Genomic DNA, 16,891 nt, shown 5'->3' on the forward strand with positions numbered 1-16,891 from the left:
AAATAGCGCCAATCGGCGCAGGTCAGACACCATCTAGCTGACTTTTACGCACAGTGCTGCGCTCTTTGTACAGCCACGCCGTGCGCTCTTTTCGCCTGCATTCTCCATCGCGACGTGCATTCAGGTGTGCCCATCAGTCACATACGCACGTCCACTTTCAGGTCCGTTTATCGGGCAGGGCTGTGCCATCACGCCACTGCCCTCTCAGACATGGAATGGAAAGCTCATGGAAAGCTCAAATAAAGCGTCGAGTGCCGCCCTCGCGGAGGCTCTGGAGGGCTGGCTCGGTGACCCGGAAGTGGAATCCAACGCCTTGTCGTTCGCCGGGGCGCTGGCGCTCGACGAGCGCGACGAGCTCCCGTCGGCCGGCATCGACCAGGTCCGCGCCTTCGGGTTCAACCGGTATTTCGTGCCCGAGCGGCTCGGCGGCGATCTCCGGGCCGCCGAGGACATCCTGATGCTGACCCGGGTGATCGCCCGCCGGGACATGAACGTCGCGGTGAGCGAGAGCACCCAGGTGTGGATGATGCTCGCCTGGATCGGCGGCGACGCCGAGCAGCAGGAGAAGTACGCGGCCACGGTGCTGCGCGGCGGGGTCGTCCCATGTCTGGCCTACTCCGAGCCGGGGCACGGCGCCGACCTGGCCGCCAACCGGTTCACGGCCGCCCCTGACGGCGACCAGTACGTCCTGTCCGGCGAGAAGTGGCCCATCAACCGGGGCCGTACCTCCACCCATGTCGTCCTGCTCGGCATCACGGGCGACGAGCGGACCCCGGCCAAGCGGCAGCAGTCCATGTTCCTGGTGGACCGCTCGCAGGTCGTCTCCGGCGAGGTGACCGGCGTCCCCCGCGTCCCGACCTACGGTCTGCGTGGCTGCGACATCAGCGGGGTCGCCTTCGACAACGTTCGCATCGAGGCCACCTCCCGGCTCGGCGCCGAGGGCGAGGGCCTCGAACTCGCCCTGCGCGGCCTGCTGATCACCCGCACCTTCTGCACCGGCCTCTCCCTGGGCACCGGCGACACCATGCTGCGGACCGTGGCGGACTTCCTGTCCGACCGGATCCTCTACGACGGTCCCGCGAACGAGATCCCGTACGTCACCGAGTCTCTCGCGAACGCCTACCTGAGCCTGCTGGTCGCGGAGTGCGAGAGCCTCGTGGCGATGCGCGGACTGCACCTGTACACCGAGCAGTTCAGCATCTGGGGGAACCTCGCGAAGGTGCAGGTGGCCCGGCTGGTCGACACCAACAGCAAGGTGCTGGCCCGCACGCTGGGCGCCCGCTACTTCCTGCGGGCCGCCGAACACGTGGGCACGTTCCAGAAGATGCTCCGTGACGGTGCCGTCGTCTCGGTCTTCGACGGCAGCGAGCCGGTCTGCCTGGACAGTCTCGCGCTCCAACTCCCCGCGCTGGCCAAGGCACATGGGCACGATGCGGACACGGACTGGCGTCCGCTGTACGACCTGCGGGCCGAGCTGCCCGACTTCGAACCGCACCGGGTGAGCGTGTTCGGGCGCGGCCGGGACGCCACCTTCGCCAGCCTCCCCGCGCTGATCGACCGCCTCGCCGGACTGGCGCCGTCCGACGGCCTCGACGAGGACCGGCTGACCGCACTGCGCGGCCAAGCCGCCGCAGTCCAGGGGGAGTTGGCGACACTGCTCGCCCGGGTGAACGAGATCCGGCGCTCGACGGCCGGCCGGCCCTCCCCCACCAGGACCGGCACCTCGACCAAGTCCACCGACCCCCGGCTGATCCGGGTGGCGGAGGAACTCAGCTCCCTGCACGCCAAGGTGGCGGCCCTCGGCGTATGGCTGTTCAACCGGGACCACCTCGACGGGTTCTTCGCCGACGGCGAGTGGCTGCTGGCGGCGCTGACCCGCCGCCAGGTCCACCAGTACGAGGCCGGCGACCTCGAACAGGCCACCGCCCAGCGGCTGTTCACCCGTATGAACGAGCAGCGCGCCGACCGCGAGTTCTTCTCGGTCCGCCCGGTGCGGATGGCCGAGCCCGGAGCCCGCGAGGCGGGCCGGGACGACGAAGCGTCCACGACCGCCGCATGACCATCATCCCTGACCATCACCACATACCGGCCGGAAGGTATCGATCTGCGATGAACACCACCACCAGCACCAGCGCCAGCACCCTGACGTTCGACGACGTGAAGAAGGTCCTCGTCGCGGCGGTCGCCGCCGAAGCGGGCGTCGCACCCGAGGAGTTGGCGACCGACCGGCCCTTCACCGACTACGGCCTGGACTCCATGGCCGCACTCTCCGTGGGCATGGAGATCGAGGACGTCTGCGGTCTCACCGACCCGCCGGTGGACCTGCTCTGGGACCACCCCACGGTGGACACCCTGGCCGAGGCGCTGTGGAAGCTGCTGAACGCCGAGCCCATCGCCGCCACCACCGCCGCAGCGGACGGTCAGCGATGACGACGACCAACTCCGTGAACGCCCAGCAGGCCGGCCTCTGGTTCATCCACGAGACAGACCCGGGGTGCTCCGCCTACCACATCGTGTTCGGCGCGGAGGTCACCGCCGACACCCGACTCGGCGTCCGGGTACGGGAGATACTCGCCGACCTGACCCGCGAGCACGACGCCCTCCGGATCGGCTTCCGGGCCGGTCCGGAGGGACCTGAGCAGTTCACGCAGGACGCCGTACCGCTCGACATCCGGCTCACCGACGCACGCGGAACGGACCCGGAGACGCTGCGGGACCTCGTCCGCACCGACACCCGTACGCCCTTCGACCTCTCCCAACCGCCTCTGTGGCGCGTGCACTTGTACCGCACCGGTGAGCGCACCTGGGTGTTCGCCGTGGTGATGCATCACATCGCGGCCGACTTCTGGTCGCTGGCGCTGCTGCTCTCCGAGGTGCGCAGCCGGCTGGAGGGCACGCCGAACCGGTTCACGCTCGACGGCGGCATCTTCGCCGCGTACGCCGACCGCCAGCAGTCCTTCCTGGCCGGTGAGAACGCGCGGGCACTGCTCGACGCCGAGGCGAAGCGGCTGGCGGACATACCGCCCGCGCTGGATCTGTACGGCGACCGGACGCGTCCGCCCATGCCGTCCTACGACGGTGGTTCGGCGCCGTTCGCGCTGTCCGTCGCCGCGACCGAGGCGGTACGGCGGCTGGCCCGGGAGACCTCGTCGACCCCGTACACGGTGCTGCTGTCCGCGTACTTCGTGCTGCTGAGCCGGTTGAGCGGTCAGTCGGAGATCGTGGTCGGCACCCCCACCTCGGGACGGCTGCACCGGCAGTTCCGGGACGCGCTCGGCAACTTCGTGAACACCGTGGTCGTACGCGGCGAGGTGGACGAGGAGTTGACGTACCGACAGTCGCTGGCGGCCTCGCGGGAGCGGGTGTCGGAGGCGATGCGGGCGCAGGAGCTGCCCTTCCCCTGGCTGGTACGGGAGTTGGCGCCGCCGCGCGATCCGAGCCGGACGCCGCTGTACCAGGCCGGTTTCGCCTGGGACCGGCTGCCGTTCCTGAACGACATGGACGCGTTCTTCCTCCTGGAGCCGGGCCCCGGCGCCGAGTTGGCGATCGCGGGCGCGACGCTGCGGCCGTATCCGCTGCCGCAGCAGGAGGGCCAGACCGATCTGTGGGTCGAGATGGGCGCGGAGCGCGACGGTGCCTTCGCGGGGGTGCTGCGCTACAACACCGACATCTTCGGGGCGGGCACGGCACGGGAGTTGGCCGCCGCCTTCGTCACCACGGTGGAGACCCTGACCGCCCGCCCGGACGAGCCGCTGCGCGACCTGCCGCGCGGTGACGAAGGGCAGCGGGCGCGGCTCACCGCGTGGGGTTCGGGGCCCGAACGCGCCCTGCCCGCCGCCCGGTTGCCCGGGCTCTTCCGTGAGCAGGTGCGCCGGACGCCCGACGCGATCGCGCTGGTCGCGGGCGACGAGGAGTGGAGCTACGGCCGTCTCCTCACGTCGGTCGAGGAGATCGCGGCGGCGCTGCGGACGGCCGGGATCGCCCCGGGCGACCGGGTCGCGGTGATGGTGGACCGCGGTGCGCCGCTCGTGGCCGCGCTGCTGGGGGTGCTGGAGTCCGGGGCGGCGTACGTCCCGCTCGACCCCCATCTGCCCGCCGAGCGGCTGACCTACATGGCCGAGGACTCCCAGGCCCGGCTGCTGATCAGTCAAACCGGCCTGCACTCAAGCCGGTTGCCCGGTCTGCCGGTGCTGGACCTGGACGACCTGCCGACCGGTGTCGCCCTCGGCCCCGCCCCGGCCACGGGCCCCGCCGACCTGGCGTACATCCTCTACACCTCGGGCTCCACCGGCCGCCCCAAGGGTGTGTCGATCCCCCATCACGCGCTGACGAACCTGCTGGTCTCGATGCGGGAGACCACCGGGTTCGGCGCGGCGGACAGTCTGCTCGCGGTCACCACGATCTCCTTCGACATCGCGGGACTTGAGCTCTATCTGCCGCTGCTGGCCGGGGGCCGGGTCGTCGTGTGCGACAGCGGTACGGCCGCCGACGGTGCCGCGCTCGCGGTGCGGATCGAGGAGTCCGGTGCCACCTGGATGCAGGCGACGCCCACCTCCTGGCGGATGCTGCGCGACGCCGGCTGGACGGGCGCACCGCGCCTGAACGTCCTGTGCGGTGGCGAGGAACTCCCCCTGGATCTCGCCGAGTTCCTGTCCTCACGGGTGGCGAGCCTGCGCAACGTGTACGGGCCGACCGAGACGACCATCTGGTCCACGGCCGGTGTGGTGGAGCCCGCGTCGGGCATCGACATCGGCGCTCCCCTCGACAACACGCAGCTCTACGTCCTCGATCCGCAGGGCCGTGCCGTGGAGCCCAGCTTCCCCGGCGAGCTGTGGATCGGCGGTGACGGTCTGGCCGTCGGGTACTGGGACCGGCCGGAGTTGACGCGGGAGCGGTTCGTGACCGGGCTGCCCGCCGCGCCGCGCCGGCGGCTGTACCGCACGGGCGACCGGGCGCGCTGGAGCAGCGCGGGGCGGCTGCTGCACCACGGGCGGCTGGACAACCAGGTCAAGCTGCGCGGCTACCGCATCGAGCTCTCCGAGGTCGAGACGGTCCTGGAAGCGGTCGACGGCGTCTCGACGGCTGTCGTCGTGGTCCGTGACGATCGGCTTGTCGCCTATCTACTCGCGGAGAACGGCGCCGAGTTGAAGACGTCCGACGTCAGGTCGGCGGCGGGGGTGTCCCTGCCGCCGTACATGGTGCCCGGCATCGTGATGGTGCTGGACGAGCTGCCGCTGACGGCGAACAAGAAGATCGACCGCAACCGGCTGCCGGAGCCCGTGGTCGCCTCGGACGCCGGGTTCGAGAAGCCGCGCGACGCCACCGAGATCACCCTCGCCCGGATGTGGACGGAGATCCTCGGTCTGTCCCAAGTAGGCGTCCACGACCACTTCTTCGACGTGGGCGGCCACTCGCTGCTCGCCGTCCGGCTCAGTTCGGCGATCCGTGCCGAGTGGGACGTGGAGATCCCGATCTCCGTGATGCTCGGCAGGCAGGGCACCGTCGCCGAACTCGCCGCGATCGTCCGGTCCGGCGGCCAGGAGACCGCGCGCGGCCCGCTGGTCGTGCTGCGCGAGGGCGAGCCCGAGCGGCGCCCGGTGTTCCTGTTCCACCCCTTCGGCGGCACCGTCTTCTGCTACGTCGAGCTGACCCGTCATCTCCCGCCGGGCAGGCCGGTGCTGGCGATCGAGGCGCCCGGCATCCAGAACGAGGGCGAGGCCGAGATCAGCGTGGAGGCCATGGCCACCCGCTACATCGAACTCCTCCGGGAAGTGCAGCCCAACGGCCCGTACGCGCTGGGTGGTTGGTGCTTCGGCGGGGTCATCTCCTACGAGGTGGCGAATCAACTGCGCGCCGAGGGCGAGGAGATCGAGTTCGTCATCGGCATCGACAGCCGGGCGCCGATCGAGGAGAACATCCCGGAGTCCGCGGACGACTCCACGATCCTGTCCTGGTTCGCCCGCGACCTCGCCGTACCCGCCGGAAAGACCCTGGACATCCCGGCGGACGAGCTGCGGACCCTCGGTGGCGACGCCGCGTTCGACCACATCCTCCAACAGGCCGCCGCCATCGGTGTGTTGGCCGAGGACGCGGACCGCGCGACGATCCTGCGCTACTTCGAGGCCTACCTCGCCAACGGCATCGCCCTGCAGACCTACCTCCCCGAACCGGCCGAACTCGACCTGGTGCTGCTGCGCGCGGCCGACGAAGAGGCCGACTACGGCCCGAAGCTCGGCTGGGAGGCCCTGATCAAGGGCGAGTTGCAGGTCATCGACGTCTCCGGGGACCACAACTCGGTGATGTACCCGCCGCACGCGGAGCTGGCGGCCCGCGCGATCGCCCCCCACATGGAAGGACCGACCCACGATGACCAAGGCTGAACAGGTCAAGGCCGAGTACGCGTTCCACCTCCCCGTGCCGCCCGACGAGGCGTTCGCCCTGATCTCCGACCCCGTCCAGGACCCGGTGTGGCAGGCGGCCTGCGTGGACGTGACGCTGCTGAACGGCGAGGCGCGGCCGGGCGGGCAGTACGAGATCACGTTCCAGCTGATCGGCAAGCGGATGGAATTCACCGTGGAGATCAGCGAGTTCGAGCCCGGCCGGCGCTCGAAGTTCCACACCCTCAAGGGGCCGTTCCACTACGTCGGCACCTACGAGTACACCGAGCGCGAGGACGGCACCACCACCGTGGACTGGACGTTCGAGGTGGAGCCGGGCGACTACTTCGGGATCATGCCGAAGTCCCTGCTGCGCAAGGTGCTCGTGAACTCGGTCAAGAAGGACTCCGGAAAGCTCGCCGCACAGCTCGGACAGGGAGCGCGCAACCGATGAGGATCCGTGGCGAAGAGAACACGAAGGTCGTCGTGACCGGCCTCGGCGAGACCACCCCGCTCGGCGGGAGCGTCGCCACCACCTGGGACGCGATGCTGCGCGGCGAGAGCGGCCTCACGCTGCTGACGGACGAGAGCTGGGCCGAGGACCTGCCGTCGTTCCTCGGCGGCCGGGCAAAGGTGGACCCCGGCACGGGACTTGACCACCAGCGGCGCCGACGCCTCAGCCGCTCCGCCCAGTTCGCGGTGGTGGCGGCGGCGGAGGCGTGGGCCGACGCGGGTCTCGACGAGGGCTCCGTGACCCCGAGCCGGGTGGCGGTGGCCGTGTCCGCCGCCCTGGGCGACATGACCTCGATCATCGACGGCTGGGAGACCCTGAAGACGCGGGGCTGGCGGCGCGTGCCGCCCATGACCGTCCCGATGTCCATGGGCAACGGCTCGGCGGCGGCCGTGGCGCTGCTGGTGAACGCGCGCCTCGGCGTGCACGCCACCGTCAACGCCTGCTCCTCCGGCACTCAAGCCCTGGTCACCGCAGCCGAGTTGATCCGGCGCGGGGACGCGGACATCGTGGTGGCGGGCGGCGCCGAAGCGCCCCTGCACCCCATGGTCCTCTCCTCGTTCGCGGCCATGCGGGCGCTGTCGCAGCGCTTCGACGACCCCGCGTCCGCCTGCCGTCCCTACGACACGGAGCGCGACGGGATGGTCCTCGGCGAGGGCGCCGGCATCCTCGTCCTGGAGTCGGAGCGGCACGCACGCGAGCGCGGCGCCCGGATCTACGCCGAATTGGCGGGAGTCGGCATCACCTCGGACGCCTACCACATGGTCCAGCCCGAGCCGAACGGCACCGGCACCGCCGCCGCCGTCCGCGCCTCCCTCGCCGACGCGGGCGTGAGCCCCACGGAGGTCGCCCACTTCAACGCCAACGGCACCGCGACCGCGCCCGGCGACGCGGCCGAAGCCCGCGCCGTGATGGCGGTGTTCGGCGACACCGACCAGGGCCCGGCCGTCACCGCGAACAAGTCGATGACCGGGCACAGCCTCGGCGCGGCCGGCGCGATCGAGTCGATCACCACCGTCCTCGCGCTCCACCACGGCCTGGTACCGCCGACCCGCAACTTCACCCGCCTCGACGAGGGACTCTCCGTCGACGTGGTGCACGGCAACCCGCGCAAGCTCGGCCCCGAGCAGATCGTCGCCGTGAAGAACTCGGCCGGTTTCGGCGGTCACAACGTGGCACTGACCTTCCGCGCCGAGAAGGGCAAGTGACGTGTCGTCAACTCTGGAGGCACAGCAGCCGGTTCGGGCCGCGACCACCCGCACCGGGCACCGCCACGCCTCCCTGACCGTCCGGGGCAAGGACCGGCCCGGCATCGTCGCGGCCGTCGGCGCGGTGCTCGGTGAGCACGGCGCGAACATCGTGTCCCTGGACCAGTACTCCGACAATCCGCGGGGCGGCGCCTTCTTCCAGCGCACGGTGTTCGGCCACGACCACCTCGGGGCGGCACTCCCGGCGGTCGAGGACGGACTGCGGCAACGGCTGGCCGGGGACTTCGAGTTGGAGTTCACGCTGCGGGACCTGTCGGTGCCCCAGCGGGTCGCGGTCTTCGCCTCGAAGTCCGACCACTGTCTGCTGGACCTGCTGTGGCGGCACCGGCGCGGCCAACTCCCCGTCACCGTCGCCATGGTGATCTCCAACCACCCGGACACGGCCGAGGAAGTGCGGTCGTTCGGCATCCCCTTCTTCCACGTGCCGTCCTCGGGACCCGACAAGTCGGCGGCGGAGGACGAGCAGTTGAGGCTGCTGCGCGGCAACGTCGACTTCGTCGTGCTGGCCCGCTACATGCAGATCCTCTCCGGGGACTTCATCAAGCGGCTCGACGTGCCGATCATCAACATCCACCACTCCTTCCTGCCGGCCTTCATCGGCGCGGGTCCCTACGCCAAGGCGAAGGAACGCGGGGTGAAACTCGTCGGCGCGACGGCCCACTACGTCACCGAGAACCTCGACGAGGGCCCGATCATCGAGCAGGACGTGGTCCGGGTCAGCCACGCGGACACCGCCGCCGAGCTGCAACGACGCGGCGCCGACGTGGAACGGGCGGTCCTCACCCGGGCCGTGCAGTGGCACGGCGAGGACCGCGTGATCCGGCACGGCAACCACACGATCGTCTTCGCATGAGCGCCCGGACAAATAGCGGACGGACAGAAACAGGAAGGAGGGCACGGCGATGACCCACCTCAGAGACACGGACGTCCTCGTGACCGGCCTGGGTGCCATGACCCCGCTCGGCGGAACGGCGCCCGCGTCATGGCAGGGCCTGCTCGACGGACGCTCCGGCGTGCGCACCCTGCACGACGAACACGGTTCCTGGCCCGAGGAGTTACCGGTCAGCATCGCGGGCACGGTGCCCGACGACCCGGTCGAGATCCTCGGCCGGGTGCAGGCCCGCAGACTGGACCGGGGTGAGCAACTGGCCGTAACAGCCGCCCGGGAGGCCTTCGAGGACGCGGGCCGGCCACCGGTCGAACCCGAGCGGCTGGCCGTGGTCGTCGGCACCGGCATCGGCGGCGTGCTGAGCACGCTCGGCCAGAACGAGGTCTACGAGCGGTCGGGCATGCGGAAGTTGTCCTCGTACGCCGTCCCGATGCTGATGCCGAACGGCCCGGCGGCCTGGGTCAGCATCGACCTCGGCGCCCGGGCGGGCGCCCGCTCCCCCGCCAGCGCCTGTGCCTCGGGGGCGGAGTCGATCGCCCTGGCACTGGACCTGATCCGCCTCGGCCGCGCCGATGTCGTGGTGGCGGGGGGCACCGAGGCGAGTCTGCATCCGCTGATGGTCGCCGCGTTCGGGCAGATGAAGGCACTCTCGCGACGGGAGGGCGACCCGGCCGCCGTGTCCCGCCCCTTCGACGCGGGCCGCGACGGGTTCGTGATCGCCGAGGGCGCGGCCGTACTGGTCCTGGAACGCGCCGAGTTCGCCCGCGCCCGGGGCGCGCGGGTCTACGGCGCGGTGGCCGGCGCGGCCGTCACCTCCAGCGCCCGGCACATCTCGGCGTCCGACATCGAGGGGCAGGTCCTCGCGATCCAAGGGGCCCTGCGGGACGCGGAGTTGGCGCCGGCCGACATCGGCCATGTGCACGCCCACGCCACCTCGACCCCGGGCGGCGACCTCGCGGAGGCCGACGCGGTGGCGAAGGCGCTGGGCACGCACCCGGTGGTGACCGCGACCAAGTCGATGACGGGCCACATGCTGGGCGCGAGTGGGGCGTTCGGCGCCATGTCGGCCCTGCTCTCGCTGCGTCACGGGGTGGTCCCGGCCACCCGCAACCTCGACGCGCTCGACCCGCAGATCCACCTGGACGTGGTCAACGGCGAGAACCGCGAGGGCAGTTGGGACGCGGCGCTGGCCAACTCCTTCGGCTTCGGCGGCCACAACGTCAGCCTGGTCCTGAAGCGGACGCCGTGAACCGGGAGTTGACCACGCCGACGCCGACGATCGGCGTGCTGGGCACGGGCGGCATCGCCGTCGCACTCGCGACGATGTTCGCCCGTGCCGGGCACGAGGTACGTACGGGCGGGCCCTACGAACAGGTCGTGGCGGAGTCCACGATCGTGATCCCCGCCGTGCTGGGCGTACAGGGAGCGGTGCAGCAACTCCGGCCCTGGCGCGGCCGGTTGGGCGGGAAGATCCTGGTGGACATCACCAACCCGTTCACCGGCGGCCATGTCGACTTCGTGGGCCCCTGGGCCACCGGCAACGCGGCGGACCTCGCCGTCGCGTTCCCCGGGGCGCGGCTGGTGGGCGCCTTCAAGAACGTGTGGTGGGAGGGGTTCGACGGCACTCCCGACCCGTCCGTCCCCGACATCCATGTCATCTCCGACGACCTGGAGGCGAAACGGACCTTTCTGGGGCTCTGCGCGGCGACGCCCTTCACCTACGTCGACGGCGGCGGGCTCGACCAGGCACGCCGGGTGGAGCGGACGGCGCTGCGCGGGGTGGGCTCGGCGGGAGTGTTCGCGGAGGCACACCCCGCGACCGTATAAGGCAGGACCACCGCCGTATGAGGCGAGCCGGAGGCGGGCAGTGATCATGGCGTCGTCCCAGCACTGTGAAGGGATTCACCGTGACCGTCGCGCCTCCCCCCATACCCAGGGCCCCGGGTTCGCTCCCGCTCCTGGGCCACGCGATCCCCCTCCTCCGCGACAACCTCGGCTTCGTCGCCGCACTGCGCGGCTACGGCCCGCTCGTCGAGATCCGACTCCAGCCCGGCCAGTCCACCGTCGTCGTCAACGACCCGCCGCTGATCCGGGCCATGCTGGTCGATCTCGCCCCCACCCTCGACAAGGGCCGGTTCTTCGAGAAAATGGGCCAGTTGCTCGGTGACAGCGTCGTCACCGCGGCGGGCAGCGAGCATGTGCGCAAGCGGCGCCAGCTCCAACCCGCCTTCCGGCACGCGGAGATCACCCGGTACGTCGACATCATGCGCGACCGGGTCACCGCCGCCGTCAGCGGCTGGCGACCCGGCGAGGTCATCGACGTACGGGAGGCGATGGTCCGGCTCTCCCTGGACATGCTGGCCGCGACGGTGTTCTCCGGCAGCATCGACGACGAGGCCTTCCGCCGGCTCCGCGAGGACCTGTCGGTGGTGATGAACGGCGTCGGCGCCCGCATCATGCTGCCCGACTGGGTGGAAAGGCTTCCGCTGCCCGCCAACCGCCGCTTCACCGCGGCCCGGGACGCCGTCCGCGCGACCATCGACACGGCCGTGGCGGAACTGCGGGCCGCCGACCGGGACACCGGCGACATGCTGTCCCTGCTGCTGCGGGCCACCGACGAGGAGACCGGCCGGCCGCTGACCGCGCACCAGATCTGCTCCGAGATCCTCACCCTGGCCGTGGCCGGCACGGAGACCACCGCGTCGGTCCTGTCCTGGGTGCTGTACGAACTCGCCCGCGATCCCGCCGTCGACGCCCGCGTCCAGGAAGAGCTGGACACCGTCCTCGGCGACCGCCCCGTCACCTTCGACGATCTCTCCCAACTCCCTTACCTGGCAAGGGTGATCCGCGAGACCCTACGCCTCCACCACACGGGCTGGCTGGTCACCCGCCGTACGCTCACCGCCACCCGTCTGGGGGCCTGGGAGATCCCGGCCGGCACCGAGCCGGCGTACTGCCGGCACTCGCTGCACCGCGACCCGGCCCACTTCCCCGACCCGCTCGTCTTCGACCCGGACCGCTGGCTGGAGGACAGCCACCGGCGTGCCGCGTCCCAGCTTCCCGAGGAAACGTTCCTGCCGTTCGGTGCGGGCAAGCACAAATGCATCGGCGACCGCTTCGCGTCGGCCGAGATCACCACCGCGATCGCCACCCTCACCCGCGCCTGGCACCTCGGCCTCACCACCGACCGGCCCGTCCGCCCGGTGGCCCGCGCGACGGTCCGCCCCAGCACCCTGCGGATGACACTCCGACGACGGAATCCGGCCGTTTCCGCACTGGAGTAACGTGGCATTACCGAGCGCACCTCGCACGCCGTCAGCCGTTTCGGCGTCGCCCTCGGGGAACGGCAACGCCGGAGCACCTCGTGTCCGGCCGGAAATGAGCCGCCCCACATGAGCCTGATGAGTCTCGGAGTACTGCACTCCTCCCGCAAGGAGAACGAGTTCCGTCTGCCGCTGCACCCCCGCCACCTCGACCGGATCGACCCCGACATCCGGGCGCGGATCTTCCTCGAACAGGGCTACGGCGAACGGTTCGGGATCGCCGACGAGGCCCTGCGGCCCCTCGTCGGCGGCCTCCGTTCGCGTGAGCGGCTGGTCGCCGAGTGCGACATCATGCTGCTGCCCAAGCCCCTACACGCCGACCTCGCCGAGCTGCGCGAGGGCCAGGTGCTGTGGGGCTGGCCGCACTGTGTGCAGGACGAGAAGACGACCCAGCTCGGCATCGACCGACGGCTGACCCTGGTCGCCTGGGAGGCCATGAACCACTGGACCTCCACCGGCGCCTTCAGCGTCCATGTGTTCCACAAGAACAACGAGCTGGCCGGCTACTGCTCGGTGCTGCACGCCCTCCAGCTCGGCGGACTGACCGGGAGCTACGGCCGCCGGCTGCGCGCGGTGGTCATAAGTTTCGGCGCCACGGCACGCGGCGCGGTCACCGGCCTCGGCGCCATGGGCGTCTCCGACGTCACGGTGCTCACCCAGCGCGCCGCCGCGGCCGTGGCCTCGCCGATGCCGTCGGTCGTGATGGGTCACTTCGAGGAGCAGGAGGACGATCCGTCACGGCTCCAGGCGGCCACCCGGCAGGGGCCCGTGCCGCTCGCGCAGTATCTGGCCGGGTTCGACATCGTCGTGAACTGCGTCCTCCAGGACACCGACGCGCCCCTCATGTTCGTCAACGAGGAGGAACTCGCCCACTTCCAGCCGGGCACCTTCTTCATCGACGTGTCCTGCGACGAGGGCATGGGCTTCTCCTGGGCCCGGCCGAGCGGCTTCGAGGACCCCATGTCCACGGTCGGACCGGGCTGCCACTACTACGCGGTGGACCACAGTCCGTCCCACCTGTGGAACTCGGCCACCTGGGAGATCAGCGAGGCGCTGCTGCCGTATCTGCGCACGGTCATGAGCGGCCCGGCCGCGTGGGACGACGACGTCACGGTGCGGAAGGCCATCGAGATCCGGGACGGTGTCGTCCAGAACCCGAAGATCCTCTCCTTCCAGCACCGTTCGGCCGTCTACCCGCACGGACCGGCGGCCTGAGGGTCTTAACTCGCCCTGCGCTAGCCCCGGTTGACGCCGGTGGCCACCGCGTGGCCGATGAAGAGATAGACGAGGGCGGGCAGGCCGTAGTTGACCACGGTGCGCCAGTCCGCCGAGTGGATGGTGAACAGGTTGTGCGACCAGCCCGACAGCCAGTTGGCCGCGTCGTGGACCCAGTCGACCGAGCTGTTCGCGCTGTTCGCGTTGAACAGATAGAGGGCGATCCACAGGATCAGGATCAGTGCCGCGAGATCCGCGATGACGGAGATGACCGTCCCCGCGGGGCTTCCGCCGTAACGTCTGGACATGTTCAACGGATGGCCCCGAACGCCGAGTTGAAACCTCTCGGCGTCCGGAGCCGTCAGCGGCGCGCCAGTTGGCGCTCACCGCCGGCGCCGGGGCGGTAGGGCAGGCCGTAGTGCTTGAAGACGCCTTCCTCCTGGTCGGCGGGCAGGACGTCGTCGGTGCCGATCGAAGGGGCCTCCTTCACCAGCGCCTTGGGGTAGCCGACCTTGACATAGTCCGGGCCGACGACGGCGTCGTCCAGGGGGACGAAGACGAGCCGGTGCCGCGTGGGCAGTCCGATGCGGACCGTGGCCATGGCCGGTTCGTCGGTGGCGGTGTCCACGTACACGGCCTCAAGGACACCGATCTTGTGCGACTCCGGGTCCACTACGTCGCACTCACGCCACTCCCGGACATCCGCCGAGTGAATCATCGCCTGCTCCTTCTGTACGGTGCTCGTGCTCCGGATACCCGCCATCGGAGCCGTCACCCCAGGTCGGCCCCGACCCGGCAAGCGCAGCGAAAGGGAAAGATGACCATCGACTCCACCCTCGTCCGCCGACTCCTCACCGCCCAGTTCCCGCACTGGTCCCACCTCCCCCTGAACCGCCTCGAACCCGCCGGTTCGGACCACGTCATCCACCGGCTCGGCGACACGATGTCCGTACGGCTGCCCCGCAGCGACTGGGCGGACGGCGAGGCCGCCAAGGAACACACCTGGCTCCCCCTCCTCGCACCCCGACTGCCCCTCGCCGTACCGGAACCGCTGGCCCTCGGCACCCCCGGCTGCGGCTACGCGCACCACTGGTCCGTCACCCGCTGGCTGGCCGGCACGACGCCCGCGGCGGACGGCCTCGCCGATCCAGCCCTGACCACCCGTCAACTAGCCGATTTCCTACGGTCGTTGCAGGCAGCCCCTGCCGCCGACGCCCTGCGCCCCGGACCCCACCCCGAACTGACCCGCGCCCCGCTGGCCACCCGCGACCGCGCGACCCGCGAGGCGATCGACGCCGTGGACGGAGTCTTCGACACCGCCGCGCTGACCGAGGTCTGGGACAACGCGCTCGCCGCCCCCGCCCGGGACCGCGAACCGGTCTGGTGCCACGGGGACTTCCACACGGGCAATCTGCTCACCGTGGACGGCCGGCTCTCCGCCGTCATCGACTTCGGCGGCCTGGGCATGGGCGATCCGGCCTGCGATCTGGTCATCGCCTACACCCTGTTGTCGGCCACGACCCGCCCACTCTTCCGCGCCGCGCTCGCTCTCGACGACGCCACCTGGACGCGCGGCATGGGCTGGGCCCTGACCACCGGCCTGAACGCGTACACGAGTTACGCGGCCACCGAACCCCGGGTCGCCCGTCAGAGCGCCCGCCAGCTCACCGAGGTCCTCACCGAGCACGCGGACGTCACCCCAACACGCCCACGGGCGCCCGCAGTTCGGAATTAAGCGGGAGCCGGGCGCTGAAGGTGGCCCCGCGTCCGGGCGTCGAACGGACCCGGACCCGGCCCGCGTGCGCGGTGACCAGGGAGTCGACGATGGCGAGACCGAGGCCCGCACCGCCCGTGACCCGGGTGCGGGAGGTGTCGGCGCGGTAGAAACGCCCGAAGTCGTGGGCGATCCGGGCCGCGGTGAGCCCCGGCACCGGCCGCCCGGGAACCCGACTCGCCTGCGGCGAGGGGCCGTTGACGAACCGCCGCTCCTTCGAGGGCACTCGCTCCCGGACCGTCGGGGAGGGGAACGGAAACGGGACGGGACCTGGTGGTGGTCGTAGCGGCAGGCATCGCGGGAATCCTCCGGAGTGTTTCGGGGACGTCGTCCGCACGCACAAGGTGGCGTACGCGATTGCCGGGTCCCGGAGAGGTTCTGGGAGGCGGCGCGGAACGGGCGCGGGTCAGGGGCGTGGGGCGGCCTGCGGCCCGGTCGATTCCCAGGAAGTTCCCAGACGCGCCGTACGGTCCGCCGCTAGCCGAACGCGGGCAGCACCTCCCGCTCGAACAGCCGCAGACTCGACCACGCCAGACCCATCGGCATGCCCCCGCACAACGGATGGAACTGGGTGAACGGCCTTGGCGCGGACTTGAGTTCGGTCACGAACTCCTCAGGAGTAAGGACCCGGTACTGGTCGCCGCGCCGCAGCTCCGCCAGCCCCTCGGCCGTGCGAAAGGGCGCGGCCACGTCGTCCTGGGCCTGCCAGAGGCCGTAGGCGTTGGTCTCGTGCAGGAAGAAGGGCGCCATCCGCTCCCACCCCTCGTCGGGGTTCTCGGCGAGGGCCACCACCCGGTTCGGCCCGATCGGGCTGGGTCCGGGGTCGGGGCGCCCCAACTTGCCGACCTCGTCCCGATAGTGCTCCCACACCTCGGGCACGGAGGGGACGAACCCGTCGGCGATCCGTGCCGCGCGCCGCGCCGCCGGCTCGCTGCTGCCGCCGAGCAGGACGGCGGGGCCGCCCGGCCGGTACGGCGCGGGCGTGACACGCACCGTGCGTCCCCGGTAGCCGAACTCCTCCCCGGTGAAAGCCGACTTGAGGGTGGTCACCACCTCGGTGACCCGCTGGGCCCGCTCGTTCATCGGCACGTCGAACATCGCGAACTCCTCGCGCACATAGCCGCCCGCGACGATCAGATCGACGCGCCCCCGACTGATGTTGTCGAGGACCGCCAACTCCTCGGCGAGGCGCAGCGGATCGTGGAACGGCGCGATCAACGCGGCGACGAGGAAGCGCACTGCTTCGTGCGGGCGGCCATCGCCGCGAGCATCTGGACCGGGCTGGGCAGATAGCCGTCCGGCGAACCATGGTGCTCGGAGACGGTGATCCGCGTACAGCCGAGCCCGTCGGCCCACTCGGCCATGTCGAGGGCGGCGGCGTACCGGTCCGCCATGGCCGTACCGGCGGACTCGGGGTTGCGGAAGTCGAATCGCAGAGCGAACGCCATACCGGGACGATGTGTTGTCGTCATGGTCGGAGAATATTGTTCTCACTCAACAGAACACAATGTTCGTGAGGTGGGAGTGATATTTC

At 70.8% G+C, this 16,891-nt stretch carries 16 protein-coding genes; 11 read left to right on the forward strand and 5 right to left on the reverse strand.

What is annotated here, in order from left to right; genetic code table 11:
• Positions 1-226 precede the first annotated feature (226 nt).
• From ACIRRY_RS36750 to ACIRRY_RS36795, 10 genes are all read left to right on the forward strand, one after another.
• Positions 227-2,059 (forward strand): acyl-CoA dehydrogenase, encoded by a 1,833-nt coding sequence (locus ACIRRY_RS36750; RefSeq protein WP_403981669.1) that lies wholly within the window; start codon positions 227-229, stop codon positions 2,057-2,059.
• Positions 2,060-2,109: 50 nt separating this feature from the next.
• Positions 2,110-2,430, forward strand: coding sequence for an acyl carrier protein (locus ACIRRY_RS36755; protein ID WP_403981672.1), 321 nt, complete (start codon positions 2,110-2,112; stop codon positions 2,428-2,430).
• Positions 2,427-6,380 (forward strand): amino acid adenylation domain-containing protein, encoded by a 3,954-nt coding sequence (locus ACIRRY_RS36760; RefSeq protein WP_403981674.1) that lies wholly within the window; start codon positions 2,427-2,429, stop codon positions 6,378-6,380. Before ACIRRY_RS36755 ends, ACIRRY_RS36760 begins: the two co-directional genes overlap by 4 nt.
• Positions 6,367-6,831 (forward strand): SRPBCC family protein, encoded by a 465-nt coding sequence (locus ACIRRY_RS36765; protein WP_403981677.1) that lies wholly within the window; start codon positions 6,367-6,369, stop codon positions 6,829-6,831. The genes ACIRRY_RS36760 and ACIRRY_RS36765 overlap by 14 nt, the downstream gene beginning before the upstream one ends.
• The gene (locus ACIRRY_RS36770; RefSeq protein WP_403981680.1) at positions 6,828-8,096 is read left to right on the forward strand and encodes a beta-ketoacyl-[acyl-carrier-protein] synthase family protein; all 1,269 of its coding nucleotides are present in this window, start codon (positions 6,828-6,830) and stop codon (positions 8,094-8,096) included. The genes ACIRRY_RS36765 and ACIRRY_RS36770 overlap by 4 nt, the downstream gene beginning before the upstream one ends.
• 1 nt (position 8,097) lies before the next feature.
• Positions 8,098-9,009: a formyltetrahydrofolate deformylase gene (gene purU / locus ACIRRY_RS36775; protein ID WP_403981683.1), complete on the forward strand. Its 912-nt coding sequence runs from the start codon at positions 8,098-8,100 to the stop codon at positions 9,007-9,009.
• Positions 9,010-9,058: 49 nt separating this feature from the next.
• Positions 9,059-10,294, forward strand: a complete 1,236-nt coding sequence (locus tag ACIRRY_RS36780; protein ID WP_403981686.1) for a beta-ketoacyl-[acyl-carrier-protein] synthase family protein — start codon at positions 9,059-9,061, stop codon at positions 10,292-10,294.
• Positions 10,291-10,872 (forward strand): NADPH-dependent F420 reductase, encoded by a 582-nt coding sequence (locus tag ACIRRY_RS36785; protein WP_403981689.1) that lies wholly within the window; start codon positions 10,291-10,293, stop codon positions 10,870-10,872. Before ACIRRY_RS36780 ends, ACIRRY_RS36785 begins: the two co-directional genes overlap by 4 nt.
• 80 nt (positions 10,873-10,952) lie before the next feature.
• A complete protein-coding gene (locus tag ACIRRY_RS36790) occupies positions 10,953-12,329 on the forward strand; it encodes a cytochrome P450 (protein ID WP_403981691.1) in 1,377 nt (458 codons plus the stop codon).
• Between the two features lie 108 nt (positions 12,330-12,437).
• Positions 12,438-13,583 carry a N(5)-(carboxyethyl)ornithine synthase gene (locus tag ACIRRY_RS36795; RefSeq protein WP_403981694.1) on the forward strand — a complete coding sequence of 382 codons (1,146 nt, stop codon included), beginning with the start codon at positions 12,438-12,440 and terminating at the stop codon, positions 13,581-13,583.
• A 20-nt stretch (positions 13,584-13,603) separates the two neighbouring features.
• On the opposite strand, the gene ACIRRY_RS36800 is transcribed toward ACIRRY_RS36795, so the two are convergent.
• Entirely contained in the window at positions 13,604-13,891 is a 288-nt protein-coding gene (locus tag ACIRRY_RS36800; RefSeq protein WP_403981696.1) for a hypothetical protein, read from the reverse strand.
• Positions 13,892-13,944: 53 nt separating this feature from the next.
• Complete coding sequence (locus ACIRRY_RS36805) at positions 13,945-14,301, reverse strand: PRC-barrel domain-containing protein (RefSeq protein ID WP_403981699.1); 357 nt, start codon at positions 14,299-14,301, stop codon at positions 13,945-13,947.
• 99 nt (positions 14,302-14,400) lie between these two features.
• Here ACIRRY_RS36805 and ACIRRY_RS36810 point away from each other — a divergent pair, with 99 nt between their 5' ends.
• A complete protein-coding gene (locus ACIRRY_RS36810; protein ID WP_403981701.1) occupies positions 14,401-15,318 on the forward strand; it encodes an aminoglycoside phosphotransferase family protein in 918 nt (305 codons plus the stop codon).
• On the opposite strand, the gene ACIRRY_RS36815 is transcribed toward ACIRRY_RS36810, so the two are convergent.
• From ACIRRY_RS36815 to ACIRRY_RS36825, 3 genes are all read right to left on the reverse strand, one after another.
• Entirely contained in the window at positions 15,278-15,583 is a 306-nt protein-coding gene (locus ACIRRY_RS36815) for an ATP-binding protein (RefSeq protein WP_403981703.1), read from the reverse strand. The genes ACIRRY_RS36810 and ACIRRY_RS36815 overlap by 41 nt on opposite strands.
• 251 nt (positions 15,584-15,834) lie before the next feature.
• Positions 15,835-16,596, reverse strand: coding sequence for an LLM class flavin-dependent oxidoreductase (locus ACIRRY_RS36820; RefSeq protein ID WP_403981705.1), 762 nt, complete (start codon positions 16,594-16,596; stop codon positions 15,835-15,837).
• Entirely contained in the window at positions 16,572-16,829 is a 258-nt protein-coding gene (locus ACIRRY_RS36825) for an LLM class flavin-dependent oxidoreductase (RefSeq protein WP_403981707.1), read from the reverse strand. Before ACIRRY_RS36825 ends, ACIRRY_RS36820 begins: the two co-directional genes overlap by 25 nt.
• Positions 16,830-16,891 lie beyond the last annotated feature (62 nt).

It is taken from the genome of Streptomyces sp. NPDC101776 (genome assembly GCF_044766845.1).
Classification (GTDB): Bacteria; Actinomycetota; Actinomycetes; order Streptomycetales; family Streptomycetaceae; genus Streptomyces.